We start from the raw sequence: 26,757 nt of genomic DNA on the forward strand, positions 1-26,757 counted from the left end.
GAGATCACATCTGAATCTGGTTACCAGCCGCGCTCGGCGAGCCGGTGCGGCTGCGGGATGTCTTCGACGTTGATGCCGACCATGGCCTCACCGAGCCCGCGCGACACCTTCGCCAGCACGTCCGGGTCGTCGTAGAAGGTGGTCGCCTTGACGATCGCCTCGGCCCGCTGCTCCGGGTTGCCGGACTTGAAGATGCCCGAGCCGACGAACACTCCCTCGGCACCGAGCTGCATCATCATCGCGGCATCGGCCGGAGTCGCGATGCCACCCGCGGTGAACAGCACCACCGGCAACTTGCCGGCGCGGGCGACCTCGGCCACCAGCTCGTACGGTGCCTGCAGCTCCTTCGCGGCGACGAACAGCTCGTCGCTGGACAGCGACGTCAGGCGACGGATCTCACCACCGATCTTGCGCATGTGGGTGGTCGCGTTCGACACGTCACCGGTGCCGGCCTCGCCCTTGGAGCGGATCATCGCCGCGCCCTCGGTGATCCGGCGCAGCGCCTCGCCCAGGTTGGTCGCGCCGCACACGAAGGGCACCGTGAACTGCCACTTGTCGATGTGGTTGGCGTAGTCGGCCGGCGTGAGCACCTCGGACTCGTCCACGTAGTCGACCCCGAGGGCCTGCAGCACCTGGGCCTCGACGAAGTGGCCGATGCGGGCCTTGGCCATCACCGGGATCGAGACCGACGCGATGATGCTGTCGATCATGTCCGGGTCGCTCATCCGGGACACGCCGCCCTGGGCGCGGATGTCGGCGGGGACGCGCTCCAGGGCCATCACCGCGACGGCGCCGGCGTTCTCGGCGATCTTGGCCTGCTCTGCCGTGACGACGTCCATGATCACGCCGCCCTTCAGCATCTCGGCCATCCCGCGCTTGACCCGCGCCGTGCCCACCGAGGGAGCACTGCCGCCGGCGGAGACGCTGCCATTGGAAGAAGTGATGTCGTGCTCAGAAGTCATGCCTCCAGTCTACGACCGGGCCACTTCTCTTACCCGCACGCGCCACTTTCTGTTAGGGCGCCCTCCAGCGGTCCTGCGGGCTCGGCGCGCCCTGCTCGGCGGACCCGGCCGGCTCGGCCACCAGCAGGCTGGTGTCATCGATATCGAAGAACTGCGGCAGTTCCCGGTGCCCGGCCAGCCGCAGCAACCGGGGCATCCTGCGGGCTCGCAGGGTCCGGGTGTCACGGACCGCATCGTTGAAGAAGCGCCGTGCGATCAGCACCCGCGCCGCGGCCTCGGAGAGTTCGGCGACCGCCTCCGCGGGAAGCTCCTCGCGCCGCTCGGCCAGGCCCGCGATGGCATGACCGACCTCGTTCTCAGCCACCCGCCGGTCCGTCGGTGACGCGGCCATCGCCGCGCGAGCTGCCCGCACCAGTTCCGCGCGCCGCGGGATCGCCGAGCCCTGCATCTCGCCGAGATGCAGCAGGGCGGCCGCCCGCCGCACGAGCTGGGCGTCGAGCGCTGCCTGCGCCGCGTCCACCCGGGCATGCAACCGGTCCAGGCGGGTCAGCGTGAAGGTGACCCAGCTGGTCAGCAAGATCGCGACGAACACCGCCGCCACCAACCAACCCGCCGAGAACACGAGCCCAGGCTACAAACGTGAAGCGTCGTGCGGAGTAGGCACGACTGCGGCATCAGCCCCAATGCGATGGGCGGCAGCCACGTCAGTCCGGAAGGGTGGCCGCGACCGCGATCTCGTAGACGCGCATGATCTGGGACGCGACCACGGCCCAGTCGTAGGGCTGCACCACCTGGGCACTCGCGGCGGCGAGCTGACCGCGCAACGCCTCGTTCCCGAGCACCGTGTCCAGCGCCGCGGCCAGGTCCGCGGCGTCGCGGTTGCGGAAGATCAGCCCGGCCCGGCCGTCGTCGAGCACCCGGCGGAACGCCTGCAGGTCGCTGGCCACGATCGGGGTACGCGCGGCCATCGCCTCCAGCAGGATGATGCCGAAGCTCTCGCCCCCGGTGTTCGGAGCGACGTACACGTCGACGCTGCGCAGCAGACTGGCCTTGTCCCGCTCGCTCACCATGCCCAGCATCACCACGGATCCGACCAGGAACTCGGGCAGCCGTTCCAGGAACTCCGCCTCCTCACCGCGGCCGGCGACGAGCAGCCGCACGCCGGGACGCCGCCGCACCAGCGTGGTCAGGGCCTCGATGAGGATCGCCATGCCCTTGCGGGACTCGTCGTAGCGGCCGATGAAGCCGATCGTCCCGCCCAGGGCCGGGTCGCGCGGATAGCCCGGCAGCGGCGCGGCGTCGGCGTAGTGCGCGATCGACACGCCGTTGGGAATGACGACCGCATCCGCACCGAGGTGCTCGACGATCATCTTGCGCGCCGCCTGGGACACCGCGATCCGTCCGGACAGCCTTTCCAGCACGGCCTGAACGACGCTGTCGAACATGGCCAGGAACCGTGACCGGGTGGAGGCGGCATGGAAGGTGGCGACCAGCGGGACGTCGGCGAGCAGGACGGTGAGCAGCGACAGGCTCGGCGGGGCCGGCTCATGCACGTGCACCACGTCGAAGTTGCCCTGCCGGAGCCAGCGTCGGACGCGGGTCGCCGACACCAGCCCGAACTGCAGCCGGGCGACGGAGCCGTTGTACGGAATGGGCACCGTCTTGCCGGCGGCGACCACGTAGGAGGGCAGCGTGGGTGACCCCTCCTCGCCGGGCGCCAGCACCGAGACCTCGTGGCCGAGAGCGATCAGCGTCTCGGCCAGGTCCCGGACGTGGGCCTGCACGCCACCCGGGATGTCCCAGAGATACGGGCAGACCATGCCGATGCGCATGGCTCAGCCCGCCTCGGGAGCTGAGCTGCCGGCGGGCGCGGCCGGTGCCTTCGACGGATCCAGGTCGGCCAGCCACAGCCGCTGCAGCATGTGCCAGTCCTCGGGGTGCCCCGCGATGCGGTCCGCGAAGGCCGACGCCAGGGCCTGCGTGCCCCGCTGCACCTTGGCCCTGAGGTTGCCGTCGCCCAGGTCGATGGGCTTGCCGATCCACTGACCCCAGCCGTCGCCGTCGAAGTACAGGTGCACGGGCAGCAGCTTGGCGCCGGTAGTGGCCGCCAACAGCGCGGGGCCGGCCGGCATCCTGGTGGGCTCGCCGAAGAAGTCGACCTGCACACCGGCCCGGGACAGGTCCCGGTCGGCGACGAGGCAGACGACCTCACCAGCGCGCAGGCGCTCGGCCAGCACGGTCATCGGCGGCCGCGGGCCCCCGGTGAGCGGTAGCACCCGCATGCCCAGGCCCTCGCGGAAGGCGACGAACTTGTCGAACAGCGATTCCGGCTGCAGCCGCTCGGCGACCGTGCTGAAGGGGTAGCCGCGCCGCACCAGCCACAGCCCGGCGATGTCCCAGTTGCCGCTGTGCGGCAGGGCGAAGATGGCGCCGTTGCCGGCGGCGATGGCGGCGTCCACGTGATCGGCACCGTCGGTGTGCACGCGGGCCAGGGTGTCGGTCACGTCCATGCTGGGCAGCCGGAAGGTTTCGAGCCAGTACCGGCCGTAGGATCGCATCCCGGCGCGCAGCGTCCGCTCCAGCGCACCGGCGCCCGCGTCAGGTCCCAGCACCCGGCTCAGGTTGCGACGCAATTGGTGCACCGAGCGGCCGTCCCGGTGGACGGCCACGTCCGCACCGAGGTCGAACGCCCGCCGGGCGAGTGGGGCCGGCAGCGCCCGAACCAGTCGCCAGCCCGCCGGGTAGCCGGCGTCGCCGGCCCAGTCGGTCAGGCGAGCCGGCAGCTTCACGCCGCCTGCACCCGAGCCTGCTGCCACACCGTCAGGAACCGCTGGCCGACCGTGATGGTGGACGCGATCACCAGCAGCCACAAAGCGATGCCCTGGACGTAGGGCACCCGGAACGGCCAGCCGGTGAGGCCGGTGCCGACCAGGACGATGATCAGCCGCTCGGAGCGCTCGGCGATGCCGACATTGCAGGTGAAGCCCGCGCCCTCGGCACGGGCCTTGATATAGGAGGTGAGAGAGCCCAGGCACAGGCACAGCAGCGACGCCGCCAGCAGGGCCGGGTGGCCGTGCCGGGCAAACCACCAGGCGAGCGTCCCGAACACCGCGGCATCGGCGATCCGGTCGCAGCTGGAGTCGAGCACCGCGCCGAACCGGGTGGTGAGCCCGCCGGCCCGCGCCACCGCGCCGTCCACCATGTCGAACATCACGAACGCCCAGATGAACAGGGTTCCGACGAAGAAGATGCCGCGCGGGTAGCACACCAGCGCGGACGCGGTGGCGCCCACGGTTCCTGCCACGGTGATCATGTCCGGCGTCACGCCGGCCCGGGCCAGGGATCGTCCAAGCGGGGCGATGGCCTTGCCGATCGGGGCCCGTAGCAGGTTCAGCACCGCTCAACGATAGCTGTCACGGCACCCCGTTCCCGTTCATCGGGCGCTGTCCGCGTGGAAGCGGCCGCCGTCCGGTAGTAACGCCGCCGCACGCCGTGGGATGGCATATCTGCCCGCCCGGTTCGTACTCGTGCCGCTCGCACTACGCCCGGGCAGCGCCTCGGTAAGTTCCGAAGGACCAGCGGTTGCCCTCCGGGTCGCGCAGCGCGAAGTCGAGCGAACCGTAATCGGTGGTGTGCAACTCGGTGGTGATCTCCGCCCCGGCCGTACGGGCACGTTCCAACAGCGCCGCGGGATCGTCGGTCACGACGTACGCGCCGAAGGTGCCCGGCTGCAGCGGCCACGGGTCATCCGGCCGCGACTCCCCCGCCGAACCCAGCATGATCCCGCCACCGAGCGGCCAGGACAGCTGGGCGTGCGCCACGTCGTCGCCGTCTGAGTAGACGACCGTCTCCTCGAATCCGAGCGCGTCGACCAGGAACCGGATCAGCGCCCGAGCGTCGCGGGCGCGCAGGGTGGGCCATACTTGAGGCGGCGGACCCTCCACTGTGATGGGCGTCTCGGTCATGGTCCGAGTGTGGCAGCCCCGGCGGGCTTTGGGCAGCCCCTCCGAGCCACCAGGGCTCGGCCTCACCGCGTTGGGTAGGTTCAACCCAACTTCCTCACACCGTCAGGAGCCCATCGTGAACAGAAGTTCCACCCGGTCAGACGTCGCCGATGCGGTGCACACCGTGACCGATTCGGCCCGGACCGCCGGGAGCGCCGTCGCGGACACCGCCAAGACGGCGGCCACCACCGCCGGGGATGCGCTCAGCACCGCCGGTGACGCGATCGCCTCGGCGGCCGGCACGATGACGGACGCCGTGGGAACCGGCGTCGGCGCTGTCAGCGCCGGCGTCGATGCGGTGGGAGCCGGTGTCGGTGCGGGTGCCGAGGCCATCGCCGTACGCGGCCGCCGGGCACGCAAGCTGGCCAAGCGGGAGGCCGCTCTGCGCGCCGCCCAGCTTGCCCTCGCCAGCAAGCACGCCAAGCAAGAGGCCGCCCTTCGTCGCCACCAGGCCGCCGTCGCCAGCACCCAGACCAAGAAGAAGGCCCGCAAGCAGGCCAGGAAGGCCAAGAAGCGCGGGGGCAGCGTGCTGAACCGGGTCCAGTCGCAGACGGCGGAGCGGGCCGGTGTGGTTCTGCTCGTCCTCGCCATGGGCGCCGTGGCGTTCAGGTCCGCGCGCCAGTCCCGCTCCTGAGCCACCCGCCGCGGGAGGGTCGGTAGACCGTTCCGCGCGGGGGTCACCGGCTCAGCCGGATTCGGCCCAGGCCTCGGCCAGCTGGTCGCGGCTGTCCGACAGCAACTGCGGCAGCACCCGGGTGTGCCCGATCAGCGGCATGAAGTTCATGTCACCGCCCCACCGCGGCACCACGTGCTGGTGCAGGTGCGCCGCGATCCCGGCACCACCCACCACACCCTGGTTGATGCCGATGTTGAAGCCACCGGGTCGAGCGACCTGCCGCAGCACCGTCATCGCCCGCTGGACGAACAGCGCCAGCTCGGCGGCCTCGTCCACCGTCAGCTCGGTGTAGTCGGCGATGTGGCGGTAGGGCACCACCATCAGGTGGCCCGGGTTGTACGGGAACAGGTTCAGCACCGCGAACACCAGCTCGCCGCGGCCGACGACCAGCCCGTCCTCGTCCGACTTCTTCGGAACCTCGCAGAACGGGCAGTGCTGCTCGGCGTCCGAGGCCGGCTTGCCCTCGCCGCCGATGTAGACCATCCGGTGCGGCGTCCAGAGCCGCTGGAACGCGTCGGGCGTACCGGCGAACTCAGCCGCGTCCACGGTTTCGACGCCCGCGTCGGTACCGGTCACAGCTGCTCGGCAATGACGGGAGAGAAATCCGCCACCGAGGGCGAGTGGTTGTCCCGCCGCACGACGAAGGCGGTGATCAGGTCGATCGCATCCTGCAGCGGCACGCCGTTGAGCTGCTCGCCGTCCCGGAACCGGAACGACACCGCACCGTCCTCGGCGTCCTTGGCCCCGGCGATGAGCATGAACGGCACCTTCGACTGCTGCGCGGTGCGGATCTTCTTCTGCATCCGGTCCGAGCTGGCGTCCACCTCGCTCCGGATGCCCTGGCCGCGGAGCAGGGTGGCGACGCCGAGCAGGTACTCGACCTGGTCGTCGGAGACCGGGATCCCGATCACCTGCACCGGCGAGAGCCAGGCGGGGAAGGCGCCCGCGTAGTGCTCTGTGAGCACCCCGATGAACCGCTCGATCGAGCCGAACAGCGCCCGGTGGATCATCACCGGACGGTGCCGCTCGCCGTCGGCCCCGGTGTATTCGAGCTCGAACCGCTTGGGCTGCTGGAAGTCCACCTGAATCGTCGACATCTGCCAGGTACGGCCGATCGCATCCCGGGCCTGCACCGAGATCTTCGGGCCGTAGTACGCCGCACCGCCGGGATCGGGCACCAGCTCCAGCCCGGAATCGAGTGCGGCTTGGCGCAGCGCCTCGGTCGCCTCTTCCCACTCCGCCGGCTCGCCGATGAACTTCGGAGAGTCGTCGCGGGTGGACAGCTCCAGGTAGAAGTCGTCCAGGCCGTAGTCGCGCAGCAGGTTGATCACGAAGGTCAGCAGGTTCTTGAGCTCGTCGCCCATCTGCTCCTTGGTGCAGTAGATGTGCGCGTCGTCCTGGGTCATGCCCCGCACCCTGGTCAGGCCGTGCACCACGCCGGACTTCTCGTACCGGTACACCGAGCCGAACTCGAACAGCCGCAGCGGCAGCTCACGATAGGACCGGCCCCGGGACCGGAAGATCAGGTTGTGCATCGGGCAGTTCATGGCCTTGAGGTAGTAGTCGGTTCCCTCGAACTCCATCGGCGGGAACATGCCGTCGGCGTAGTACGGCAGGTGCCCGGACGTCTCGAAGAGCTGCTGCTTGGCGATGTGCGGGGTGTTGACGAAGTCGTAGCCGCCCTCGATGTGGCGCTGCCGGGAGTAGTCCTCCATGTTCTTGCGGAGGATGCCGCCCTTGGGATGGAAGACCGCCAGGCCGGAGCCGATCTCGTCCGGAAAGCTGAACAGGTCCAGCTCGGCACCCAGCTTGCGGTGATCTCGCTTGGCGGCCTCTTCCAGGCGCGCCAGGTAGGCGCGCAGGTCGTCCTTGGTGGCCCAGGCGGTTCCGTAGATGCGCTGCAGCTGCTCGTTCTGCTGGTCCCCGCGCCAGTACGCGGCGGCGCTGCGCATGAGTTTGAAGGCCGGGATGCGACGCGTGGTCGGCAGGTGCGGACCGCGGCACAGATCCGTCCAGACCCGCTCGCCGTGCCGGTCGAGGTTGTCATACATCGTCAGGACGCCACCGCCGACCTGGGTGGCCTCCTCACTGTCGACGGGGCTGTCGACGACGCTGTCATCGGCACCGTCGCCGGATCCCTTGAGGCCGATCAGCTCGAGCTTGAACTTCTCGTGCGCCAGCTCGGTGCGGGCCTCGTCCTCGGCGATCGGGCGACGGGAGAAGCGCTGTGCGGCCTTGATGATCTCGGTCATCTTCTTCTCGATGGCGCTGAGGTCCTCGGGGGTGAACGGCCGGGACGGCAGGAAGTCGTAGTAGAAGCCGTTCTCGATCGGCGGCCCGATGCCCAGCAGAGTGTTGGGAAAGAGCTGCTGGACGGCCTGGGCCAGCACGTGCGCCGTCGAGTGCCGCAGCACCGCGAGGCCGGCCGGTGAGTCGATGCGGACCGGCTCGACGTCGTCCTCGTTCTCGAAGGCGACGTCGAGGTCGCGCAACTGGCCGGCGGAGTCGCGCACGACGACGGCCCCGGTGGGTGAGTTGATGTCGATTCCGGCTGCTTCCAGCGCGGTCCGCGGAGTGGTTCCCGCGGCCACCGTGACCGGCGGCCGGAAGTCCGGCTGGGCGGCTGACGGCGATACGGCGCTGGACACGTATGGGCTCCCCTGTTGTCGCGATGCGGTGCCTGGCAGCTCCGACAGTGCTGCTGCGGAGCTGCCCGTGGCGGTGCTGAGAATCGGCGATCTCAGGATGCATGCTAGTGCGATGCCCGAAAACATCCGACGCAGTATCTGGGCTGCCGGTGCCGCGGCAGGGCTGCTCACGCTCTCCGCCTGCGGCTCCTCCGCTCGCGGTGAGCGAACGCCGGCAGCCGAGACCTCGGGAGCGGTGGCCCCGTCCGGCGCCAGCTCACCGGCGAGCACCAGCAGCAGCACCAGTGCCAACACCAGCCCGCCGAGTCGCCGGGGACCTTCACCATCTCGTTCGCCGGTGACGTGCACTTCGCCGGGCGGACCGCCGCACGGCTCAGCGCCAACCCGGCCACCGCCTTCGGCCGCTCCGCCGCGGTGCTGTCCAAGGCCGATCTGAGCATGGTCAACCTCGAGACGGCCATCGCGGTAGGCGGTAGCGCCGAGGGCAAGACGTTCACCTTCCAGGCGCCGCCGGCCGCGTTCACCGCGCTGAAGGACGCCGGCGTCGACATCGCGACCATGGCGAACAACCACGGCGCCGACTACGGTGCGGACGGGCTGTCCCAGACCCTGGCCGCCATCCGCTCCAGCGGCTTTCCGGTGGTGGGCATCGGCGCCGACGCGACGGCCGCCTACGCCCCGTACTACACCACCGTCAACGGCGTCCGGATCGCCATCGTGGCCGCCAGCCAGGTACCGGACGAGACGCTGGTGAGCTTTTCCGCGACCGACGACAGCCCGGGAATCGCCAGCGCCTTCTCGGACCGGCTGCTGGCCTCCGTCCGGGCCGCCAAGGGCAAGGCTGATGTGGTGATCGCCTATCTCCACTGGGGAACCGAGTACGACAGCTGCCCGAACTCCGACCAGCGTGGCCTCGCCGACCGGCTGGCCGCGGCGGGCGTGGCCGCGGTCGTCGGCACCCACGCGCACGTGCTGCAGGGCGCCGGCTGGCGACCGGACGGCACGTACGTCGCCTACGGCCTCGGTAACTACTTCTGGTGGCGGTCCTTCGGCAACGCCCAGGACGACAACGGCGTGCTGACCCTGACCATCGCGCACGACCGGGTGCGGACCGCGGACTTCTCCCCGTCACGGCTGGACGACACCGGCGTCTCACCTCCGGCGACCGGGGCGGTGGCGCGGACGGTCCTCGGCGAGTTCACTCAGGCCACCCGGTGCGCGGACCTGTCGAGCACCCCGCCCGGCCACTGAGGCTGTCGACATCGGGGAGGGTGTCAGACCCTCCCGGTACACATTCGCCATGCGTGAGGTGTTGCACGCGCGCGCGAGTGGCCCGAATACCACCCCGACTACTACGGCGTCTTCCTTCGTGATCCGGACGGCCACAATGTCGAGGCCGTGCACCACAGCTTCTGAGAGGTCCGGGCACCGGGACGATCCGCAGCCGAGCGAGCCGACCGGGCGCCCTCCGCTGGCCGTGCGAGGATCGGCGAATGAGCACCCCTGCGGCGGTGGAAGCCGTCAGCATCGACGGCGAGCACCGTTTCAGCAAAGTACCGGCGGACGAGATCACGCTGCTTGCCGGGATCGGGGTGCGGGGTGACGCCCACGCAGGAGTCACCGTGCAGCACCGCTCGCGCGTCGCCGCGGACCCCACCCAGCCCAATTTGCGCCAGGTCCACCTCATCTCCGTTGAGCTGCTTGACGAGTTGCGCGAGGACGGCTTCGACGTCCGTCCCGGCCAACTCGGCGAGAACATCACCACCCGCGGTATCCCCTTGCTCGACCTGCCCCGCGGTGCGCTGCTGCGGATAAGCGAGGACGCCGTCGTGCGCGTCACCGGACTGCGCAATCCCTGCGGTCAGATCAATGACTTCCGGTCCGGGTTGCTCAAGCGGGTGGTGGGGTACGCCCCCGACGGAACGGTGATTCGCCGGGCGGGCGTCATGGGCATCGTGCTGGCTGGCGGTGTCGTTTCGCCGCGAGATTCCATCACGGTCGAGTTGCCCACCGGAGACCATCACCGGCTCGAACCCGTCTGAGGCATGCAACAGATTTCCCATCGCGCCATATCTGTCTGGTGAGAGCGGTTGTACAGACCGAGCACGAAGAGACAGCGTGCCGCACGCCTTCGCGGCAGCTCACTCCACCGTTGGGTGGCCGAGGTGTTACTTGTTCCAGGTGCCCCGGTTCAGCATCGGTTCGATCGCGGCCGTGACAGCAGAAGCGGATGAAGCCGAGTCAGCTTCGCGAGGACAGCACGCAGAACTCGTTGCCCTCTGGATCCTGCAGCACCACCCAGGACTGCTTACCCTGACCGATGTCAGTACGGGTGGCTCCCAGGCGGAGCAACCGCTGAACCTCGGCTTCTTGGTCAGCTGGCCGGAAGTCGAGGTGCAGCCGATTCTTACCGGCCTTCGCCTCGGTGACCGGCGTGAACAAGATGCCTGGCAGGCGCTGCGGTGTCGGCCTGATCTCGCAGTCCTCGTCGGACTCGTCGACCATCACCCAGTCGAGCGCCTGAGCCCACCAGCGGGCCAGTCCCCTCGGCTGTGCGGCATCAACGACAACCTGCTCCCACTCGAGGTCCATGCTCAGCAGGGTAGGCGCCGCCGCTAACGCCAGGTGTCGCTCAGGCTGAGGGTGCTGCCGGTTCCGGAGGACGCGGTGCGGTTCGAGGAGCCTTCCCAGGTGATGGACCCGTCCGGGTTCTTCTTGAGGTACTTGTACTGAAAGGACGTTCCGGCCGGGACGATGACGGTGCCGGACCACGTCGGGTAGCCAGCCGAGGACAGGGCGACCGCCTTGCTGGTGTCCCAGCCGCCCAGCGCCGCGATGTCACCGACCACGAACACGTTCTGGCCGTACGTCGTGGTGGCGTACTCGTGAAAGCTCACCGCCACGGTGCTGGCCGGCGGCTGGCTGCCACCGCCGGTCACCGTCGAGTCGATGTCGAAGGCAACCGCGTCCTTGGCGGCGACGGTGATACTCGCGTTGTGCGATGCGTCCACGGTGACCGTAGGACCGCTGCAGGTGGTGCCGGACGCGGTGCCGTGAATGACGTCGCAGTACGTCCCGGCGGCGAGCCCGATGGCGAAGGTTCGGGTCGTCGCGGAATCAGAGTTGTTGATCGCTACGAAGCCGGCGGTGCCACGGCTGAATGAAATTACATTGCTGCCATCGCTCCACCAGTTCGCTACTGCAGCAGTACCCACGGCGTTGTGCCAGCCGACCATCCCGACCGTGGACAACGTTCGGTCCTGGCACGACCAGGCTCCATTGCCACAGTTGGTCGCGGTGACGAAGCCATTGCCGTCAGCGGGCGGCGACTGGTCGTTGTTGGAGAAGGTGAAGCTTGCATACACCTGCGGCGTGCCGTATCCGCGGGCGAGCGAATAGACGTTGGCGAGCTGGTAGGTGGCGCCGTCCTTGTAGCTCAGGGTGGAGCCGTTGCGGTCAGTGTCGTGGTTGTCGACGAAGGTGACCGACTCGGCACTCGGTTCCAGGCCGGATGAGCCGAACGTCTGCAGTCCGGCGATGGTGCTCTGGAAGCGCGTTTTCAATTGCTGGCCATAGCTGAACTCCAGGACGCTGCCATTGGCCTCGTACGCCGGCGGGTTGACCGCACCACCGGGCATGACCTCCTGGTATACGAAGGCAGCACGCGTCAGCTGGGACTGGATGGCGGCGATGTCGGCGGCGTTGATGTGCTTGGCGGCGTCCAGCCGAAAGCCGTCGACCCCCACGCTGAGCAGGTCATTGAGATACGCCGCCAACTTGCCGCGCACGTAGGAGCTCTCGGTGCGCAGATCGGACAGGCTGACCAGTTCGCACTTCTGCACATCGGTCTGGTTGTTGTAGTCGGTCACGAGCCCACTGGAGTTCGGGCAGTCGGCCGGGTAGTGGTGAAAGTCCTGGCTGCCGTACAGACCCGGATAGGTGTACTTGTTCGTGAAGTCGGTGCCTGCGTACCCGGTGGCGCCCTGTCCCGTCATGTGGTTGAGGACCGCGTCGGCATATACCTTCACGCCAGCCGCGTGGCAGGCCGAGACCATCGAGGTGAACGCCGCGCGGTTGCCCATCCTGCTGTTCAACTGGTAGCTCACCGGTTGGTAGACCTCCCACCACGGGTGCGCCGGACTGTTGCCGGGCAGCGTCACCGACTCCTGCGGCGGCGCCACCTGCACCGCGCCGTACCCGTCCGGTCCGAGCACGTTGGTGCACTCGGCACTCACCGAGGCCCAGTTCCACTCGAAGAGGTTCGCGATGACGTCTCCCCGGGGCGCGACCGTGGCCGCAGCCGAACTTGGCTGAGCGAGAAACGCTCCGGCAAACGCGGTGGCTGCCAGTGCGGCGCTGGCGGCGGTCGCGTAGAGGGTGCGGCGGACTCGCTCGGCGGGTAGGCGCATTCGGGCTCCCCAGGTAGACGAATGTGGCTCTAAAGGCATTTGGAGGGTTTAGGCCACGGTACACAGTTGATCGCGAGGCGCCAGTTCAACCGATCACTGCGCTACGGTCCTGAGGATGAGCGACGCACCCGCAAGCGAACCAGAGTTCCCACCCGCACCCGGACGCAGCGACCCGCCCTTCGCGGCAGACGAACGTCCGATGTTGCAGGCGTGGCTGGACTTCCACCGCGCGACCCTGCTGTCCAAGCTCGAAGGCCTGGACGCCGAGCAGCTACGGACCCGATCGGTGCCGCCGTCCTCGCTGTCGTTGCTGGGGCTGCTGCGGCACATGAGCGAGGTGGAACGGAGCTGGTTCCGCCGAACCCTCGCCGGTGAGGACGCGCCGCCGCTCTACTGCTCCGACAGCGACCCGGACGGCGACTTCGACAACGTGCACACCGCGGACCCGGACGAGGCGCTGGCCACCTTCCGCGCCGAGGTCGAACACTGCGACCGGGTGGCGCAGAGCTACCCGAGCCTGGACGCGGTGGGCGCTCAGCTGCGGCATGGGGTTTCCGAGGTATCACTGCGCTGGATCTACGTCCACATGATCGAGGAGTACGCCCGCCACAACGGCCATGCCGACCTGCTTCGGGAGCGCATCGACGGCCGCACCGGCGACTGATCCGGCGGCGCTCCCAAGATCCGGCGGCGCTCCTAAGATCCGAGGATGAGCAGCCGCGCAGGAATCGTCGTCACCGGAACAGAAGTGCTGACCGGACGGGTGAGCGACCGGAACGGTCCATGGCTGGCCGAGCAGCTGCGGATCGCGGGTGTGGACGTCGCCCAGGTCATCGTCGTCGGCGACCGTCCGGATGACCTGCGCCGGGCCCTGGAGTTTCTCGGCAGCACTGGCATCGATCTCATCATCACCTCCGGCGGCCTCGGGCCCACCGCGGACGACCTGACGGCGGAGGTTGTGGGCACCAGCCAGGGACGCCGGTCGCGGCTGGACCCGGAACTGGAGCGGCAGATCGCGGCCATCGTCGCGAGCCTGAACGAGCGGCGCGGCTGGCAGCCCGATCCGGTAGCGACTGCCGCCGCGACCCGCAAGCAGGCTCTGGTACCCGACGGCGCCACCGTCCTCGCCCCGGTCGGAACTGCGCCAGGGCTGGTGGTCCCGGTGGCGCAAGGGCGCGGCGGGCCGCCCGTCGTCGTCCTGCCCGGCCCGCCGCGCGAGCTGCAGGGAATGTGGCCGGCCGCCCTGGCGGACCCGGACGTCCAGGCCGCGCTGGCCGGGCGGGACGAGCTGCGGCAGCGGACGATCCGGTTGTGGGGTACCCCGGAATCCGAGCTCGCCGCCACCATGCGCGAGAGCGAGGCCACGATCGCCGAGCTCGAGATCACGACCTGTCTGCGCGACGGGGAGCTCGAGATCGTCACCCGGTACGGCCCGGCCGCCGAGGACAGCTACGAGGACTTTCAGGCCGCGATCCAATCGGCCTTTGCACGCACGCTGTTCTCGTCGGACGGCAGGACCATCGACGAGATCGTGGCCGGTGCGCTGATCGAGCGCGAACTCACCATAGCGACGGCTGAATCCTGCACGGCCGGGCTGCTCGCGGGCCGGCTGGCCGATCGTCCCGGCTCGTCGGCGTACCTGCTCGGCGGCCTGGTGGTCTATGCCAACGAGGCCAAGCACAACCTCGCCGGGGTGCCCGTCCAGCTGATCGCCGATGTCGGTGCCGTGAGCGCCGAGGTGGCCGAGGCGCTCGCCGCCGGTGCGCGCGAACGCCTGGGCGCCGACCTCGGCGTCGGCGTCACCGGCATCGCAGGGCCGGATGGAGGCAGCGACGAGAAGCCGGTCGGGCTCGTATACCTGTGCGTCACGAGCAAGGACGGATCGCTGGCCCGCAGGCTGAACCTGCCCGGTTCGCGGGCCGACATCCGCGCCCGGACGGTGCTCACCGCCATGCACCTGATCCGAGAGCTGCTGGTGACCTAAGCTGCGTCGAACCCACGTCCCGGCGAAAGGCCGATCGATGTCCGAGCGCTGGTACAAAGAGGCCGTCGTCTACTCCGTCGAGGTCGACTCCTTTCAGGACTCCAACGGCGACGGCTGCGGCGACCTGCCCGGCCTGACCAGCCGGTTGGACTACCTTGCTCGCCTGGGCGTGACCTGCCTCTGGCTCAACCCGATCCACCCGTCGCCGCAGCGTGACGGCGGCTATGACGTCAGCGACTACTACGGCGTCGATCCGCGGCTGGGCACGCTCGGGGACTTCGTGGAACTGGCCACCCAGGCGCGCTCGCGCGGCATCCGGCTCTTGCTGGATCTCGTCGTGAATCACACCTCCGACCAGCACCCGTGGTTCCAGTCCGCCCGCAGCGACCCGGATTCGCCTTATCGCGACTGGTATGTCTGGAGCAAGGACGAGCCGGCCGACCGTCGACAGGGCATCGTCTTCCCCGGTGAGCAGACCGAGACCTGGACGTTCGACGACGGCGCCAAGCAGTGGTACTTCCACCGGTTCTATGACTTCCAGCCCGATCTGAACTGGGGTAACCCCGCCGTCCGGGCGGAGATCAAGAAGGTGATGGGGTTCTGGCTGCAGCTGGGGGCGTCCGGCTTCCGGATCGACGCCGCGCCTTTCGTCCTGGAGCAGGTCTCCCCCGATGTGGATTCCGGCCCGCTGGACTTCTCCATCCTGGACGACTGGCGACAGGACGTGCAGTGGCGTGAGGGCCAGGCCGTCCTGCTGTGCGAGGCCAATGTGTCGCCCGAGGATGTGCCGACATACTGCGCCGCAGCCCCGGGCGGCCCGAATGACCGCGCTCACCTGATGTTCGCGTTCGGGCTGAATGCCAAACTGTGGTTGGCACTGGCCCGCAAGGACGCCGAGCCGCTGATCGAAGCCCTCGGCGCGCTGCCGAAGCTCGCCGCGATGGCGCAGTGGGCAACGTTCCTGCGTAACCACGATGAACTCGATCTGAGCAAGCTGACGGACGAGCAGCGCGCCGACGTGATGGCGGCGTTCGCCCCCAAGGCCACCATGCGCATCTACGACCGCGGCATCCGCCGGCGGCTTGCTTCGATGATGGGCGGCGAGCGCAAGCGCATCGAGTTGGCGTACTCGCTGCAATTCAGCATGCCGGGTACCCCGGTCGTTCGGTACGGCGAAGAAATCGGCATGGGCGAGGACCTCAAGCTGCCGGACGCGAGGCGATTCGCACACCCATGCAGTGGAGCGCCGACCGTACCGGAGGATTCTCGACCGCATCCGTCGCCGAACTGGTCAGGCCGCTGCCCACTCGCGGCAGTTACGCACCGAAGCGCGTCAACGTCGAATCGCAACGGCGTGAACGCGATTCGCTGCTGCGCTGGTTCGAGGAACTGATCCGGGTGCTGCGCGAGTGCCCCGAGATCGGCGTCGGCGAGCCGAGCGTGGTCGACATCCCACTGCCGCGCTCGGTGCTGCTGCATCGCTTCGACGCCCCGGAGGGTTCGATCCTGCTCATTCACAACCTGGCCGAGGAGCCGGTCACGATCGACCTCAGCGGGGTGGACACCGGCAAGCGTCCGTACGAGGTCTTCTCCGACACGGTGTACGAGCCGCTGCGGTCGAAGCTGTCGCAGTTGTCGCTGGGCGGCTGGGGCTATCGCTGGATCCGGCTGCGCCGGGGCCAGTGATGCCGGGGCCTTCGATGCTGATCGCTGGCGCGCAGACGGCGACGGAAAGACAGCCGAGATCGGCGGCGTCACCATCACCGAGGTTCGCTACCGATGCCAGCTGGGAGCGGCTTCCGAACCGGCCGGGTCGCCTAGGTAGCGCAGGGCCTTCGACACTCCCTCGTCGGTGTCGGTCATGTCGACCACGAGACGGGCGCCATCGCGGATCTCGTCCCACTCGACGTACCCGCCCATCAGCACCTCGTCCCAGGACGGCACCACCTGGTCGGGTAGGTCGGGCAACCGAGCGCTCACCCGACTGCGGTGCTCCGCCGGATCGCGGAGCGTGGTTTCGCAGACGGCCAGCCGTGCGCCGGTTCGCATTGCCAGCCCCGCCCAACCGGCGCGGGCCTCGGGCACCGGGTTCACCGCGTCCACGACCACCGGCGTGCTCAGCGACAGGGTTGCGGCGGCGATCTCGTGGGCGACGACATAGCCGACGGGTCCCACCGGCGGCCGCGCGAGACCGCAGCGAATCACTGCCGTCTCGATGGCATCGATGCGGACATAGGCCGCTCCCAGGGCCGTCACCAGGCGCCGGGCCAAAGTCGTCTTTCCGGTACCCGGCAACCCCGCGAGCACGACCAGCACTGTCTCAGCCACCGTGGGAGCTTACCGACGCCCACAACCGTCGATTCTTAGCCGGCGACCCGCCATGAGGTGATGTCGACCGCCCCGGTGGTGAGGGGATGGTCTGTGAGGCGATGGCGGCGAAGGCAGAGTAGGCGGCGGGCTCCTTTGTCGCGTCGGCGATCGCGACCCGAGGTCGGCACCGTAGCAAGCTAAGGTCTGCGGATGGCCGATTCCCCTGCTCGCACCAGCGGTGCCGCATCCGGCGTCACCACTCAGGTCGTGATCTACACCGACGGCGCGTGCAAGGGCAATCCCGGTCCGGGTGGCTGGGGCGTCTGGTTGCGGAGCGGGACGCACGAGAAGGAACTGTTCGGCGGCGAGGCCCTGACCACGAACAACCGCATGGAGCTGACGGCAGTGATCAAGAGCCTCACTGCTTTGAAGGGCTCCTGCGAGGTCACGCTCTTCACCGACAGCCAGTACGTGCGCAAGGGCATCACCGAGTGGATCCACGGCTGGAAGGCGCGGGGCTGGATGACCGCGGACAAGAAGCCGGTCAAGAACGCCGAGCTGTGGCGCGAGCTCGACGACGCCTGCGCCCGGCACCGCGTCGAGTGGCGCTGGGTTCGCGGGCACGCCGGGGACCCGGGCAACGAGAGGGCCGACGCGCTGGCCAATGCCGGGGCGGCGGAGTTCCTTCGGGTACCGCTTCGCTGACTCAGCCCGTCAACAGCGTGGGAGCGCCTGAGAGAGTGGGACGGTGAGCAACGCCGCCCTACCCGTCGAGCGCGCGCTCTGGCACTCCCGCGATGTGCGTCGGCTGGTGGGGCTGAGCCTGCTCGCGTTCTCCAGCTTCTGCCTGCTGCTCGGCTCGGCGCCGGCCTGGGCTTCCGCCGGCGGTGTCAGCGAGAACCGCGCGGGGCTGGTGACGACGGCAATGCTTGCGTGCACGGTCCTGGTTCAGGGCGCGGTGCCGGCCCTCGTCCGGCGTTGCGGACTGGGACCGACGCTCGCGGCGGGCCTGGTCGCTCTCGGCGCGCCCGCGCCGCTGTACGCGGCGGGGCACCACCTTGGGCTGCTGCTCGGCGCGGCCGCGGTTCGGGGTGCCGGGTTTGCGGTGGTGACCGTGGTCGGCTCGACGCTGGCCGCCGCGGTGGCGTCACCGGAGCGTCGCGGTGAGTCGATCGGCTTGTACGGGCTGGCCATCGCGGTGCCGAACCTGCTGTGCGTCCCGGGTGGTGTCGCGCTGGCCCAGCACGGCGGCTTCCGCTGGGTGGCGTACGCGAGCGCGCTGCCGGTGCTGGCGGTGCCGCTCGCGCTGGCCCTCGGACGTTCGGCGCACTCACCGGTCCGGACGGCGCAATCACAGTCCGAGCGCGCCCGTCCAGAGCGCGGCCGCGCCGTCGTGGTCCGGGTCGCCGCTCCCGCATTCGTGCTGCTCACCGCCACCCTCGCCGGCGGGGGCCTGGTGACCTACCTGCCGATCCAGCTGCCCACCGGCGCGCTCGCCACCGCCGCGCTGCTCGGCTTCGGGGCAACCGCCGCACTGGGACGATGGCGTGCCGGAGCGCTGTCGGACCGCTTCGGCACCGGGTTGCTGCTGCCGGCCGCGCTGGTTGCCGCCGTGCTGGGGACGGCGCTGGTCGCGCTCGGCCTCGGAAAGGGGTCCGCGCCGGTGCTCGTTGCCGGTGCCGTCCTGTTCGGAGCAGGCTATGGCGCCGTGCAGAACCTGACGCTGGTGCAGGCCTTCGCGGCGGCGGGACCGGGACACGCCACCACCGCGAGCGCGCTCTGGAACGCCGCCTTCGACGCCGGCACCGGGATCGGCGCCATCGTGGTCGGCGCGCTGGCCGCCACCGGCCTCGGGGTGCCGATCGTCCTCGCCCTGACGGCTCTGCTCATGCTCACCGCACTGCCGCTGACCGCCCGGCGTCATGGACAGGCTTGACGTTTACCTTGCGGTGCGGCTTGCCCGCGGCGAAAATGGGGTCGGTGGCCGCTGGGCCGCTGGTGCGTCCTGACCCTGGATCACCCGAGTCCGTGTGAGGCATGCCATGACCGACAGCGACAACACCGTCCGCGATTCCCAGCACGAGTCCGTGGAAGAGGCCGCTCAAGAGGGTCCGCTTCCCGGCGTCGGCAACATCGACCGCGCCGAAGAGGAGGGTCGCGAGGACTCGGCCGTACCGGGGAACGACGACGCGAGTACCAACGGCCCGGGGACCGACGATGATGCCGAGGACATCGCCGCCGGCGGTGTCATTCTGGGCGCCATTCACGGGCGCTGACCCACCGGTTTTCTAAGCGCCTGTCTCACAAGCGCCTGTCTAGAGAGCGCTGAAGTCCGGGATCGTAAGGGTTCCGTCGGGACCGAGGGTGAATCCGGGATTATGCGCGATCTCCCAGGCGTGACCGTCCGGGTCGGTGAAGACCCCGGCGTAGCCGCCGTAGAAGGTTTCCGCCGGCGCGCGGGTGACGCTTGCGCCCGCACGCTCGGCGGCCGCCATCACCTCGTCCACCTCATCGCGCGAGCGGACGTTCTGCGCCAGGGCGAGGCCGTCGAAGCCGCTTTCCTGCCGTTGCGCAACACCGCAGTCCGCGCTGAGTTTATCCAGGCTCCACAGCACGATCCCCATGCCGCCGGCCTGGAAGAACACCGTTTCTTCGACCTCCTGACCGCGCCAGCCGAGGTGCTCATAGAACGCTCGGGCACGCGGCAGGTCGGTGACGCCGAGGGTGACGAGGCTGAGTCGCTGTTCCACGGTCGGAGCCTACCGGGGGTGGCGCATCGCCACGCCGCCTAGAGTTCGTGAGTAGGGTGTGCGCATACCTGCGCATAGAAGTGAGGCGACGTCATGGGCCGTGCCAATGTCTACCTGCCCGACGATCTGGAGCGCCGCGTCAAGGCGGCTCAGATCCCGATCTCCGAAGTCTGCCAGCGAGCACTGCTTGCCGCTGTCGAGTCGGCCGAGGGCTTACACCATCCCTTCGGCGAAACCGTCGGCGTCCAGTTCCGGCGCGGCTGGGAAAGCGGCGTCCGCTGGACCCAGGGAGCGTCGCACGAGGCGCTGCTGACGCTGTTGCGAGACCAGCGCCTGGACATTCCGACCGAGATGCTTCCGCATGACCTCTACGCCCTCAGCCAGGAGCAGACGCTGGCCTGGGAGGCGGGCTTCGTCGAGGCTGCCCGCACCCTGGTGCGTATCCCGGCCCCGGGCGCTGCCGCTCCCGCGGTCGAACAGCCGGACGAGCCGGACGCGCCGCCCCGGGCTGCGACGGCGACCACGGATGAGGCGGAGCAGTCGAGCGCCGATCCCATCGAACTGGGCGACGATTCAGGTTCCCAGCTTGGCGTGACGCTGGACGGCTCGCCGGTGTCCTTCGACCCGCACGCCGCCGTGCGAGCCGGCAAGAGCCCCCTGTTCGCCATCCTCGGTCAGGCGGATCTCCGGGCGCGGCTGGCGCTGAGCGTCGCACAGGACGCGGCTTCCCGCGGCACCGGTGTGGTGTTGCTCGACCTCTCCGGCGAGCTGAGCTCACGGGCGAAGGGCCTCGGCCGCAACGTGCGCGTCATCCGGCACTCCGCCGCGAGTCTGCCGAAGCTGGATGATCTGGTGCAGGGAGCCGTCGGACTGGGCGGCCTGTGGCAGACGTTCGGCAGCCTGTCACGTAGCACGGGCGTGGGCGAACTCTTCGGCGGCTCGGGCGGCCAGCGGATCGAGCCCGGGTACGTGACCATCATCCGGCTGGCCGGCGATGGCCAGCTGGGCGCCGGCCTGGCCGCCATGCAGCTGCTGTCGCAGTTCGCGTCGAAGGCTGAGTTTCCCCGCTTGTTGCAGGTGGATCTGCCCGCTGGTGTCTCGATCCCGTCCGCGGTCGGGTCCGTGCTGGGCAGGGTGGTACGCATCGCGCGCGAACAGAACGCCGCCGTCGGTCTGTCCGCCGAGAGCGCCGACACCGTCGCCCAGATCGCTGGTAGCGGCGCGCTCCTGTCCACTGCGGTCGCGTTCGCTACCAGCAATCCGGTCGAGGCCGACGCTCTGCGGAAGCTGCTCGGTGCCGACGCGCCGATCCTGCTCAACCCGCCGGGGACGCCGGCGCCGTCGGGGCATGACACCTGGGCTGTGATGCGCGATCTGCACGGACGGCTCGGCCAGGTTCGGATGGAAGGCTGGTGAGCCGGAGCACACTGGCGCGCGATGGACGCTGACGATCTGGTGGTCGAACCAGGCACCACCGACTGACACGTCCGCACGCGAGAACTGCACGCGAGAACGGCCCGCTCCCGATGACGGGGGCGGGCCGTTCTGGCATCTTTAGTCCGGGTGAGGACCAATGGTGACGATGGAGATCGGGTCTTGTCCTGGACCATATATCCAGAACATCCGCCACGCGGACGGTGGCACCAGTATCACCGCCGCAGCATCCCACTCGGTCGGCCGAACTGCCCGGACCCCGAGTGACTTCAGCTGCCGACGAGCAGCCGAATCTCGGCTACCGGCCGTCGAGGAACTCGAGCACGCGCTGGGTCAGCAGCGCCGCGGCTTCCGGGTCATAGGACGGCAGCGAGCTGTCGGCGAAGTAGTGCTGGTCGCCGGCGTAGAGGAACAGCTCGGCGTCCGCGGCCTCATCGACCAGCGCCCGGGCGGCGTCGATGTCGCCCTCGTCGACGAAGATCGGGTCGGCGTTCATCCCGTGCACTTGCACCGGTACCCCGTCGGGCCAGCCTGAGCCGAACTCCGAGACCGGGACGCAGGAATAGCACAGCACCGCACCCCGTGCGCCGGCCCGGGTCTGCGCCAGCTTCTGGGCCGGCAGCACACCGAGGGAGAAGCCGGCGTACACGAGCTCGGCAGGCCGCGTGTCTGCCGACCGGACGCCGCGCGCGAGGATCTCGCCGAAGCCGACCTTCTCGGCGTGGGCCACCCCTTCTTGCAGGGTGTCGAAGGTGCGGCCCTCGAACAGGTCGGGCGTGTGCACGGTATGCCCGGCGCGGCGCAGCTCGTCGGCGAAGGTCACCACACCAGGGGTCAGCCCGAGCGCGTGGTGAAAGAGCAGTACCTCGGCCATCCCTGCACTCCCGCTTGTCGAACGCGTAGATCGGATACCCCAGAATCTAGGATGCTCCAACGAGATCCCGCAATACTCGCGACTCAACGCAGGTATCTCAGCGCCGGGATGACGAGCCGGACCGGGCGCACTCGATGCAGGTCCGAGCCGCCGGCCGGGCCAGCAACCGCTCAGCGCCGATGGCCGAACCGCAGCGCTCGCACACCCCGTACGAGCCGTCGGCCACGAGGGCGAGCCCGCGTTCCAGGTCGATCAGCCGGCCCCGTGCCTGGTCCAGCACCGCGACCAGCTGCGCCCGCTCGAAGGCGATGGTCGAGCCTTCCGGGTCGTGCTCGTCGTCGGCGTTGGTGGACTCCGATGCCGCCATCATGGCCTGCAGGTCCGCGCTGAGCGACGCGATCTGGGCGAGCGCGGAGGACCACTCGGCAGCCAGCCGGTCCGACAGCTCTGAGGACGCCCGCTGCTCGCTCACGTCGGACCCGAACGCGGGCGTGAACGCCGAAATTCCACGCTGACACGCGACCGCGATCAGTTCAGCACGGGGACTAACGTGGTGAGAAACGGCCAGCCCACCGCCAGAGCAGGAGTGCCCTTCATGGCTATCGCGACCACCAACCCGGCGACCGGCGAGGTCCTCAAGACCTTCGACGCCCTCACCGACGCCGAGATCGACACCAAGCTGCAGGCCGCCGCCGACGCCTTCCGCACGCTGCGGCGCACCAGCTTCGCCGAGCGCGCCGGATGGATGCGCGCGGCAGCCGACATTCTCGACGCCGAGCAGGACGTAATCGGCGCGATGATGACCACCGAGATGGGCAAGACGCTGGCCTCGGCCAGGGCTGAGTCCGCCAAGTGCGCCAAGGCCTGCCGGTTCTACGCCGACAGCGCTGAGCGGTTCCTGGCCGACGAACCGGTCGAGGCCGCCGCGGTCAACGCCGACAATGCCTACGGCACGTACCAGCCGCTGGGGCCGGTGCTGGCGATCATGCCGTGGAACTTCCCGCTGTGGCAGGCGATGCGCTTCGCCGCCCCGGCCCTGATGGCGGGCAACGTCGGCCTGCTCAAGCACGCCTCGAACGTTCCGCAGACCGCGCTGTTCATGCAGGACCTGTTCGACCGCGCGGGCTTTCCGTCCGGCTCGTTCCAGACGCTGCTGATCGGCTCGGCGCAGGTCGAGAAGGTGCTCGCCGACGAGCGGGTCGCCGCCGCTACCCTGACCGGCAGCGAGGGCGCCGGCCGTGCGGTGGCCGAGGCCGCCGGACGCAACCTGAAGAAGACCGTCCTGGAGCTCGGCGGCAGCGATCCCTTCGTGGTGATGCCCTCGGCCGACATCGAGAAGGCCGCCAAGGTCGCCACCACCGCTCGCTGCCAGAACAACGGGCAGTCCTGCATCGCCGCGAAGCGGTTCATCGTCCACGCCGACGTCTATGACGCCTTCGCCACCGCGTTCGTTCAGAACATGTCCGAGCTGGTCATCGGCGACCCGATGGACGAGAACACCGACGTCGGCCCGCTGGCCACCGAGCAGGGGCGCGACGACGTCGCAGCCCAGGTCCGCGACGCGGTCGACAAGGGCGGAAAGGTGCTGTGCGGCGGAGAGCCGATCGACAAGCCGGGCTGGTGGTACCCGCCGACCGTCGTCGCGGAGCTCAGCACCGACATGGAGATGTACGCCGAAGAGGTCTTCGGGCCGGTCGCCGGGCTGTACCGGGTGAACTCCTACGACGAGGCCATCGAAATCGCCAACGGCACCAAGTTCGGCCTGGGTTCCAACGCCTGGACGACCGACCCGGACGAGCAGCAGGCCTTCGCGCGGGACCTCGAGGCGGGCGCGGTGTTTATCAACGGCATGACGACCTCGTTCAACGAACTGCCCTTCGGCGGCATCAAGAACTCGGGCTACGGACGCGAGCTGTCCGAGCACGGCATCCGCGAGTTCTGCAACCTCAAGGCGGTATGGATCGGCGAAGCGGCCGACGTCCGGACCGGCTCACACGCCGAGTAGCCGGCACAGACAGCGCAGATAGCGCAAGCGCGGTGGTCAGCGGCAGTCGCTGATAAGTAAGTGTTCACGCCGATTTCCAGGGACGACTCGGCGGAATTCACGTCGCGGGCATCTGAGCCGCAGCCGTCCAGCCCCGGTACCGGTGGACGTCCACCGCGAGCATCGGCCCGTCCGGCGGGTGCTCCCGGTACTGCGGGTACTTCGCTGTGAGCGCCGCTCGGGCCGAGGCCAGCTCGGCCGGAGCCTCGACCACCCTGCCGGTGCCGTCGAGCCGGACCCACCAGAGCCGTTGCCAGTCCTCGTCGTAGAAGTCCACCAGCAGGCTGGCCCGTCCGGTCGCCAGCAGGTTGGCCGTCCGGCGAAGTTCCGTGCTCCGCTTGGCCTTGTGATCGACCGCGATATATGCGGTGCCGTCCACGATCGCCAGGCACACCGGCACCAGGTGTGGCTCCCCCGCGGCCGAGACGGTCGCCAGCCGGGCGACCCGGGCAGCGGCCGCCCGCGACCGTGACTCGCTATCGGGAAGCACCGGCACCGGCCAAGAGTAGAGCGCCGCGGGCGGTCCGCTTACTGTTCCCCTGTGGAATCTCCGACGCCGCACCGGCAGAGCGCCAACATCTGGGGCCACACGGTGTCCTACCTCAGCGCCGGTCCGGCGGACGGACCGCCGATCCTGCTGCTGCACGGCCTGGCCTCGGACGCGCGGACATGGGAGCCACTGATGTCCCAGTTGGCGCGGCGCGGCGCCCGGGTGATCGCCCCGGATCTGCTCGGGCACGGCGAATCCGACAAGCCGCCGCTCACCTATGACCTCGAGGCGTTCGCCCGCAGCGCGTCCGCGCTGGTCGAGACGCTGGGGCTTCGGCACGTCACGGTCGTCGGCCACTCCCTCGGTGGCGCCATCGCGATGCACCTGGCGCGCGGCTTTCCGCAGTTCTGCCAGCGGCTCGTGCTGATTTCGAGCGGTGGCCTCGGGCACCGGGTGCATCCGGTGCTGCGCGCCGCGGCCGTTCCGGGCACCGAGGGAGTCCTGGCACTGCTCGTCAACGACCGGATGGCGCCGGTCTACCGGGCTCGCGCTCTGCACAAGCTGCTGCGGCTGCGGCCCGAGACGGTGGCCAACCTGGGCCGGGTGGGCGCCAACATCGGCGGCCGCGAGCGCCGGTCGGTCTTCTTCGAGAGCCTGCGCGGGGCGATCGCCCCGCACGGCCAGCGCGGCTCGATGGTCGAGCTCGGCTATCTCGATCCGGACCGGCCCACCCTGGTGATCTGGTCCGAGCACGATCCGATCGTGCCCGTCGAGCACGCTCTTGCCGTGCTCGACGGGGTGCCCAGCGCCCAGGTCGAGATCCTGTCCGGCAGCAGCCACGATCCGCACCGCCGGCACGCCGCCCGGGTCGGGCAGCTGATCGCCGGGTTTCTGGGACTGCCCGTCGAGGACGGCCCGCTCAGCTGAGCGGATACACCAGCACATCCTCACCGGCTTGGACCGTCCGGTCATCGGGAACCTCGGCAAGCGCGTCGGCGGAGGCGCTTGCCGACAGCTGGTGCGAGTCCTGACCCGTCACCGGACGGACATGCACCCGGCCGTCCGGACCGATTCGTGACAGCACGCGCAGGAACGCCGTCCGGCCGTCCGCCAGCGGCCTGCCGAGCTGTTCGTCGGCGATGGCAAGGACGGACGGGCCGTACGGCTCGACGTGGCCCATCATGTGCCGCAACGCCGGGCGCGCGATGAGCTCGAAGCTGACCAGCGACGACACCGGATTTCCGGGCAGCCCGAGCACCAACACCGGCGCGGATGGTCCGTCCAGCACTCCGAACGCGAACGGCTTCGCCGGACGGATAGCCACCTGCATCCAGTTCAGCCGCCCCATCCGCTCCAGCACCGCCTTCACCGGATCGGAGTCGCCCATGGACACCCCGCCGGACGTCACGATCACGTCGCAGGCTGCCATGGCATGGCGCAGCCGCTGTTCGAGGTCAGCGACATCGTCACTGGCCACGCCGAGGTCCATCGGCTCGCAATTCGCCCGCACCAGCAACGCCATCAGCATCGCCCGGTTCGACTCGTGGATCTGCCCGGGCCGGAGTTCGCCGCCATCGGTGACCAGCTCGTCGCCGGTGACCAGCACGCCGACCCGCAACCGCCGGTACACCAGCACCTCGCGCGCGCCGACGCTGCCGAGCACTCCCAGGTGTGCCGGCCGCAGCACCGTTCCGGCGGCGAGCACCGTCTCTCCCGTGCGGACGTCGCTGCCGGCCCTGCGAATGCCCGCCCCTGACCGCGCGGGAGCGAGGATGGCAACCTGGTCGCCGGCCGCGCCGAGCTGTGACCCGGCGCGGGCGGAGGTCCGCTCCACCATCACGACCGCGTCCGCGCCGGCCGGTAGCGGGGCGCCGGTCATCACCTTCCAGGTGCGTCCGGGTTCGACCGGCCGATCAGCCACCGAGCCCGCCAGCACCGAGCCGAGGACGTCGAGGTGCACCGGCTGGTCCTGGGTGGCCGTGACCGTGTCCGCCGCCTGAACCGCGTAGCCGTCCACGCTGGTGTTGTCGAACGGCGGAACCGCATGAGTGGCGACCACGTCGGCAACGATGACGCATCGGTCGGCCCGGGCGACGGGCAGCGCAACCGGCGCGATGGACGGGCAGGCGGCCAGCAGGGTCCGCCGCGCGTCGGCAAGCTCGATCATGGCGC

The 26,757-nt window shown here is 69.6% G+C and carries 27 protein-coding genes and 2 pseudogenes; 13 read left to right on the forward strand and 16 right to left on the reverse strand.

Annotated features, from left to right (window positions below):
* Positions 1-20: 20 nt before the first annotated feature.
* The 6 genes from pdxS to RM423_RS07160 form a co-directional block, all read right to left on the reverse strand.
* The gene (gene pdxS, locus RM423_RS07135) at positions 21-962 is read right to left on the reverse strand and encodes a pyridoxal 5'-phosphate synthase lyase subunit PdxS (protein ID WP_311422320.1); all 942 of its coding nucleotides are present in this window, start codon (positions 960-962) and stop codon (positions 21-23) included.
* Between the two features lie 52 nt (positions 963-1,014).
* Positions 1,015-1,584, reverse strand: a complete 570-nt coding sequence (locus RM423_RS07140; RefSeq protein WP_311422321.1) for a LemA family protein — start codon at positions 1,582-1,584, stop codon at positions 1,015-1,017.
* Between the two features lie 82 nt (positions 1,585-1,666).
* Positions 1,667-2,794, reverse strand: a complete 1,128-nt coding sequence (locus RM423_RS07145; RefSeq protein WP_311422322.1) for a glycosyltransferase family 4 protein — start codon at positions 2,792-2,794, stop codon at positions 1,667-1,669.
* 3 nt (positions 2,795-2,797) lie between these two features.
* On the reverse strand, positions 2,798-3,751 hold the full coding sequence (locus RM423_RS07150; protein ID WP_311422323.1) for a phosphatidylinositol mannoside acyltransferase: 954 nt from the start codon (positions 3,749-3,751) through the stop codon (positions 2,798-2,800).
* The gene (gene pgsA, locus RM423_RS07155) at positions 3,748-4,359 is read right to left on the reverse strand and encodes a phosphatidylinositol phosphate synthase (protein WP_311422324.1); all 612 of its coding nucleotides are present in this window, start codon (positions 4,357-4,359) and stop codon (positions 3,748-3,750) included. Before pgsA ends, RM423_RS07150 begins: the two co-directional genes overlap by 4 nt.
* Before the next feature lie 142 nt (positions 4,360-4,501).
* The gene (locus RM423_RS07160; protein WP_311422325.1) at positions 4,502-4,927 is read right to left on the reverse strand and encodes a VOC family protein; all 426 of its coding nucleotides are present in this window, start codon (positions 4,925-4,927) and stop codon (positions 4,502-4,504) included.
* A gap of 115 nt (positions 4,928-5,042) precedes the next feature.
* Here RM423_RS07160 and RM423_RS07165 point away from each other — a divergent pair, with 115 nt between their 5' ends.
* Positions 5,043-5,600: a hypothetical protein gene (locus RM423_RS07165; RefSeq protein WP_311422326.1), complete on the forward strand. Its 558-nt coding sequence runs from the start codon at positions 5,043-5,045 to the stop codon at positions 5,598-5,600.
* A gap of 51 nt (positions 5,601-5,651) precedes the next feature.
* Here the strand turns inward: RM423_RS07165 and RM423_RS07170 are convergent, their stop codons facing one another.
* Entirely contained in the window at positions 5,652-6,125 is a 474-nt protein-coding gene (locus RM423_RS07170) for an HIT family protein (protein ID WP_396327634.1), read from the reverse strand.
* A gap of 89 nt (positions 6,126-6,214) precedes the next feature.
* Complete coding sequence (thrS, locus tag RM423_RS07175) at positions 6,215-8,290, reverse strand: threonine--tRNA ligase (protein WP_311422328.1); 2,076 nt, start codon at positions 8,288-8,290, stop codon at positions 6,215-6,217.
* 324 nt (positions 8,291-8,614) lie between these two features.
* Between thrS and RM423_RS07180 the strand changes: the two genes are divergently transcribed.
* The 3 genes and pseudogenes from RM423_RS07180 to RM423_RS07185 all read left to right on the forward strand — a co-directional run bounded on the left by RM423_RS07180 (position 8,615) and on the right by RM423_RS07185 (position 10,332).
* Positions 8,615-9,541 (forward strand): CapA family protein, encoded by a 927-nt coding sequence (locus tag RM423_RS07180; RefSeq protein ID WP_311422404.1) that lies wholly within the window; start codon positions 8,615-8,617, stop codon positions 9,539-9,541.
* A 55-nt stretch (positions 9,542-9,596) separates the two neighbouring features.
* A pseudogene (locus RM423_RS25460) lies at positions 9,597-9,706 on the forward strand (VOC family protein); the annotation flags it as partial.
* A 77-nt stretch (positions 9,707-9,783) separates the two neighbouring features.
* On the forward strand, positions 9,784-10,332 hold the full coding sequence (locus tag RM423_RS07185) for an MOSC domain-containing protein (RefSeq protein WP_311422329.1): 549 nt from the start codon (positions 9,784-9,786) through the stop codon (positions 10,330-10,332).
* A 199-nt stretch (positions 10,333-10,531) separates the two neighbouring features.
* On the opposite strand, the gene RM423_RS07190 is transcribed toward RM423_RS07185, so the two are convergent.
* On the reverse strand, positions 10,532-10,882 hold the full coding sequence (locus tag RM423_RS07190; protein WP_311422330.1) for a VOC family protein: 351 nt from the start codon (positions 10,880-10,882) through the stop codon (positions 10,532-10,534).
* 23 nt (positions 10,883-10,905) lie between these two features.
* Positions 10,906-12,699 (reverse strand): carbohydrate-binding module family 20 domain-containing protein, encoded by a 1,794-nt coding sequence (locus tag RM423_RS07195; protein WP_311422331.1) that lies wholly within the window; start codon positions 12,697-12,699, stop codon positions 10,906-10,908.
* Between the two features lie 115 nt (positions 12,700-12,814).
* Between RM423_RS07195 and RM423_RS07200 the strand changes: the two genes are divergently transcribed.
* The 3 genes and pseudogenes from RM423_RS07200 (at position 12,815) to RM423_RS07210 (ending at position 16,369) form a co-directional block, all read left to right on the forward strand.
* On the forward strand, positions 12,815-13,363 hold the full coding sequence (locus RM423_RS07200) for a DinB family protein (protein WP_311422332.1): 549 nt from the start codon (positions 12,815-12,817) through the stop codon (positions 13,361-13,363).
* A gap of 45 nt (positions 13,364-13,408) precedes the next feature.
* Positions 13,409-14,683, forward strand: a complete 1,275-nt coding sequence (locus RM423_RS07205; protein ID WP_311422333.1) for a competence/damage-inducible protein A — start codon at positions 13,409-13,411, stop codon at positions 14,681-14,683.
* Positions 14,684-14,720: 37 nt separating this feature from the next.
* Positions 14,721-16,369: pseudogene (locus RM423_RS07210) on the forward strand (alpha-amylase family protein).
* An 87-nt stretch (positions 16,370-16,456) separates the two neighbouring features.
* Here the strand turns inward: RM423_RS07210 and RM423_RS07220 are convergent.
* Positions 16,457-17,011, reverse strand: coding sequence for an AAA family ATPase (locus tag RM423_RS07220; RefSeq protein ID WP_311422336.1), 555 nt, complete (start codon positions 17,009-17,011; stop codon positions 16,457-16,459).
* Between the two features lie 192 nt (positions 17,012-17,203).
* Here RM423_RS07220 and rnhA point away from each other — a divergent pair, with 192 nt between their 5' ends.
* The 3 genes from rnhA (at position 17,204) to RM423_RS07235 (ending at position 19,269) form a co-directional block, all read left to right on the forward strand.
* Positions 17,204-17,698 (forward strand): ribonuclease HI, encoded by a 495-nt coding sequence (gene rnhA, locus RM423_RS07225; protein ID WP_311422337.1) that lies wholly within the window; start codon positions 17,204-17,206, stop codon positions 17,696-17,698.
* 43 nt (positions 17,699-17,741) lie between these two features.
* On the forward strand, positions 17,742-18,929 hold the full coding sequence (locus tag RM423_RS07230) for an MFS transporter (RefSeq protein ID WP_311422338.1): 1,188 nt from the start codon (positions 17,742-17,744) through the stop codon (positions 18,927-18,929).
* A 106-nt stretch (positions 18,930-19,035) separates the two neighbouring features.
* Complete coding sequence (locus tag RM423_RS07235) at positions 19,036-19,269, forward strand: hypothetical protein (protein WP_311422339.1); 234 nt, start codon at positions 19,036-19,038, stop codon at positions 19,267-19,269.
* Between the two features lie 39 nt (positions 19,270-19,308).
* Here the strand turns inward: RM423_RS07235 and RM423_RS07240 are convergent, their stop codons facing one another.
* A complete protein-coding gene (locus RM423_RS07240; RefSeq protein WP_311422340.1) occupies positions 19,309-19,743 on the reverse strand; it encodes a VOC family protein in 435 nt (144 codons plus the stop codon).
* Between the two features lie 93 nt (positions 19,744-19,836).
* Here RM423_RS07240 and RM423_RS07245 point away from each other — a divergent pair, with 93 nt between their 5' ends.
* On the forward strand, positions 19,837-21,159 hold the full coding sequence (locus tag RM423_RS07245; RefSeq protein WP_311422341.1) for a hypothetical protein: 1,323 nt from the start codon (positions 19,837-19,839) through the stop codon (positions 21,157-21,159).
* 316 nt (positions 21,160-21,475) lie between these two features.
* Here the strand turns inward: RM423_RS07245 and RM423_RS07250 are convergent, their stop codons facing one another.
* Together RM423_RS07250 and RM423_RS07255 are read right to left on the reverse strand one after the other, a co-directional pair.
* A complete protein-coding gene (locus tag RM423_RS07250; RefSeq protein ID WP_311422342.1) occupies positions 21,476-22,051 on the reverse strand; it encodes a dienelactone hydrolase family protein in 576 nt (191 codons plus the stop codon).
* Between the two features lie 97 nt (positions 22,052-22,148).
* Entirely contained in the window at positions 22,149-22,523 is a 375-nt protein-coding gene (locus RM423_RS07255; protein ID WP_311422343.1) for a TraR/DksA family transcriptional regulator, read from the reverse strand.
* A gap of 123 nt (positions 22,524-22,646) precedes the next feature.
* Between RM423_RS07255 and RM423_RS07260 the strand changes: the two genes are divergently transcribed.
* Positions 22,647-24,056: an NADP-dependent succinic semialdehyde dehydrogenase gene (locus RM423_RS07260; RefSeq protein WP_311422344.1), complete on the forward strand. Its 1,410-nt coding sequence runs from the start codon at positions 22,647-22,649 to the stop codon at positions 24,054-24,056.
* Between the two features lie 97 nt (positions 24,057-24,153).
* On the opposite strand, the gene RM423_RS07265 is transcribed toward RM423_RS07260, so the two are convergent.
* A complete protein-coding gene (locus tag RM423_RS07265; protein ID WP_311422345.1) occupies positions 24,154-24,591 on the reverse strand; it encodes a TIGR03668 family PPOX class F420-dependent oxidoreductase in 438 nt (145 codons plus the stop codon).
* A 45-nt stretch (positions 24,592-24,636) separates the two neighbouring features.
* Here RM423_RS07265 and RM423_RS07270 point away from each other — a divergent pair, with 45 nt between their 5' ends.
* The gene (locus tag RM423_RS07270; protein ID WP_311422346.1) at positions 24,637-25,512 is read left to right on the forward strand and encodes an alpha/beta fold hydrolase; all 876 of its coding nucleotides are present in this window, start codon (positions 24,637-24,639) and stop codon (positions 25,510-25,512) included.
* Here RM423_RS07270 and RM423_RS07275 read toward each other — a convergent pair.
* The gene (locus tag RM423_RS07275; protein WP_311422347.1) at positions 25,505-26,752 is read right to left on the reverse strand and encodes a molybdopterin molybdotransferase MoeA; all 1,248 of its coding nucleotides are present in this window, start codon (positions 26,750-26,752) and stop codon (positions 25,505-25,507) included. The genes RM423_RS07270 and RM423_RS07275 overlap by 8 nt on opposite strands.
* Between the last annotated feature and the right edge of the window lie 5 nt (positions 26,753-26,757).

The organism is Jatrophihabitans lederbergiae (assembly GCF_031845305.1).
GTDB classification, from domain to species: Bacteria; Actinomycetota; Actinomycetes; order Mycobacteriales; family Jatrophihabitantaceae; genus Jatrophihabitans_A; species Jatrophihabitans_A lederbergiae.

Excerpts from the sequence above, each read along its gene's own strand:
- pdxS (WP_311422320.1), bottom strand. The coding sequence starts at position 962 with ATGACTTCTGAGCACGACATCACTTCTTCCAATGGCAGCGTCTCCGCC.
- RM423_RS07145 (WP_311422322.1), bottom strand. The coding sequence starts at position 2,794 with ATGCGCATCGGCATGGTCTGCCCGTATCTCTGGGACATCCCGGGTGGC.
- RM423_RS07160 (WP_311422325.1), bottom strand. The coding sequence starts at position 4,927 with ATGACCGAGACGCCCATCACAGTGGAGGGTCCGCCGCCTCAAGTATGG.
- RM423_RS07170 (WP_396327634.1), bottom strand. The coding sequence starts at position 6,125 with ATGGTCTACATCGGCGGCGAGGGCAAGCCGGCCTCGGACGCCGAGCAG.
- RM423_RS07185 (WP_311422329.1), top strand. The coding sequence starts at position 9,784 with ATGAGCACCCCTGCGGCGGTGGAAGCCGTCAGCATCGACGGCGAGCAC.
- RM423_RS07190 (WP_311422330.1), bottom strand. The coding sequence starts at position 10,882 with ATGGACCTCGAGTGGGAGCAGGTTGTCGTTGATGCCGCACAGCCGAGG.
- RM423_RS07195 (WP_311422331.1), bottom strand. The coding sequence starts at position 12,699 with ATGCGCCTACCCGCCGAGCGAGTCCGCCGCACCCTCTACGCGACCGCC.
- RM423_RS07200 (WP_311422332.1), top strand. The coding sequence starts at position 12,815 with ATGAGCGACGCACCCGCAAGCGAACCAGAGTTCCCACCCGCACCCGGA.
- RM423_RS07205 (WP_311422333.1), top strand. The coding sequence starts at position 13,409 with ATGAGCAGCCGCGCAGGAATCGTCGTCACCGGAACAGAAGTGCTGACC.
- rnhA (WP_311422337.1), top strand. The coding sequence starts at position 17,204 with ATGGCCGATTCCCCTGCTCGCACCAGCGGTGCCGCATCCGGCGTCACC.
- RM423_RS07235 (WP_311422339.1), top strand. The coding sequence starts at position 19,036 with ATGACCGACAGCGACAACACCGTCCGCGATTCCCAGCACGAGTCCGTG.
- RM423_RS07245 (WP_311422341.1), top strand. The coding sequence starts at position 19,837 with ATGGGCCGTGCCAATGTCTACCTGCCCGACGATCTGGAGCGCCGCGTC.
- RM423_RS07250 (WP_311422342.1), bottom strand. The coding sequence starts at position 22,051 with ATGGCCGAGGTACTGCTCTTTCACCACGCGCTCGGGCTGACCCCTGGT.
- RM423_RS07260 (WP_311422344.1), top strand. The coding sequence starts at position 22,647 with ATGGCTATCGCGACCACCAACCCGGCGACCGGCGAGGTCCTCAAGACC.
- RM423_RS07275 (WP_311422347.1), bottom strand. The coding sequence starts at position 26,752 with ATGATCGAGCTTGCCGACGCGCGGCGGACCCTGCTGGCCGCCTGCCCG.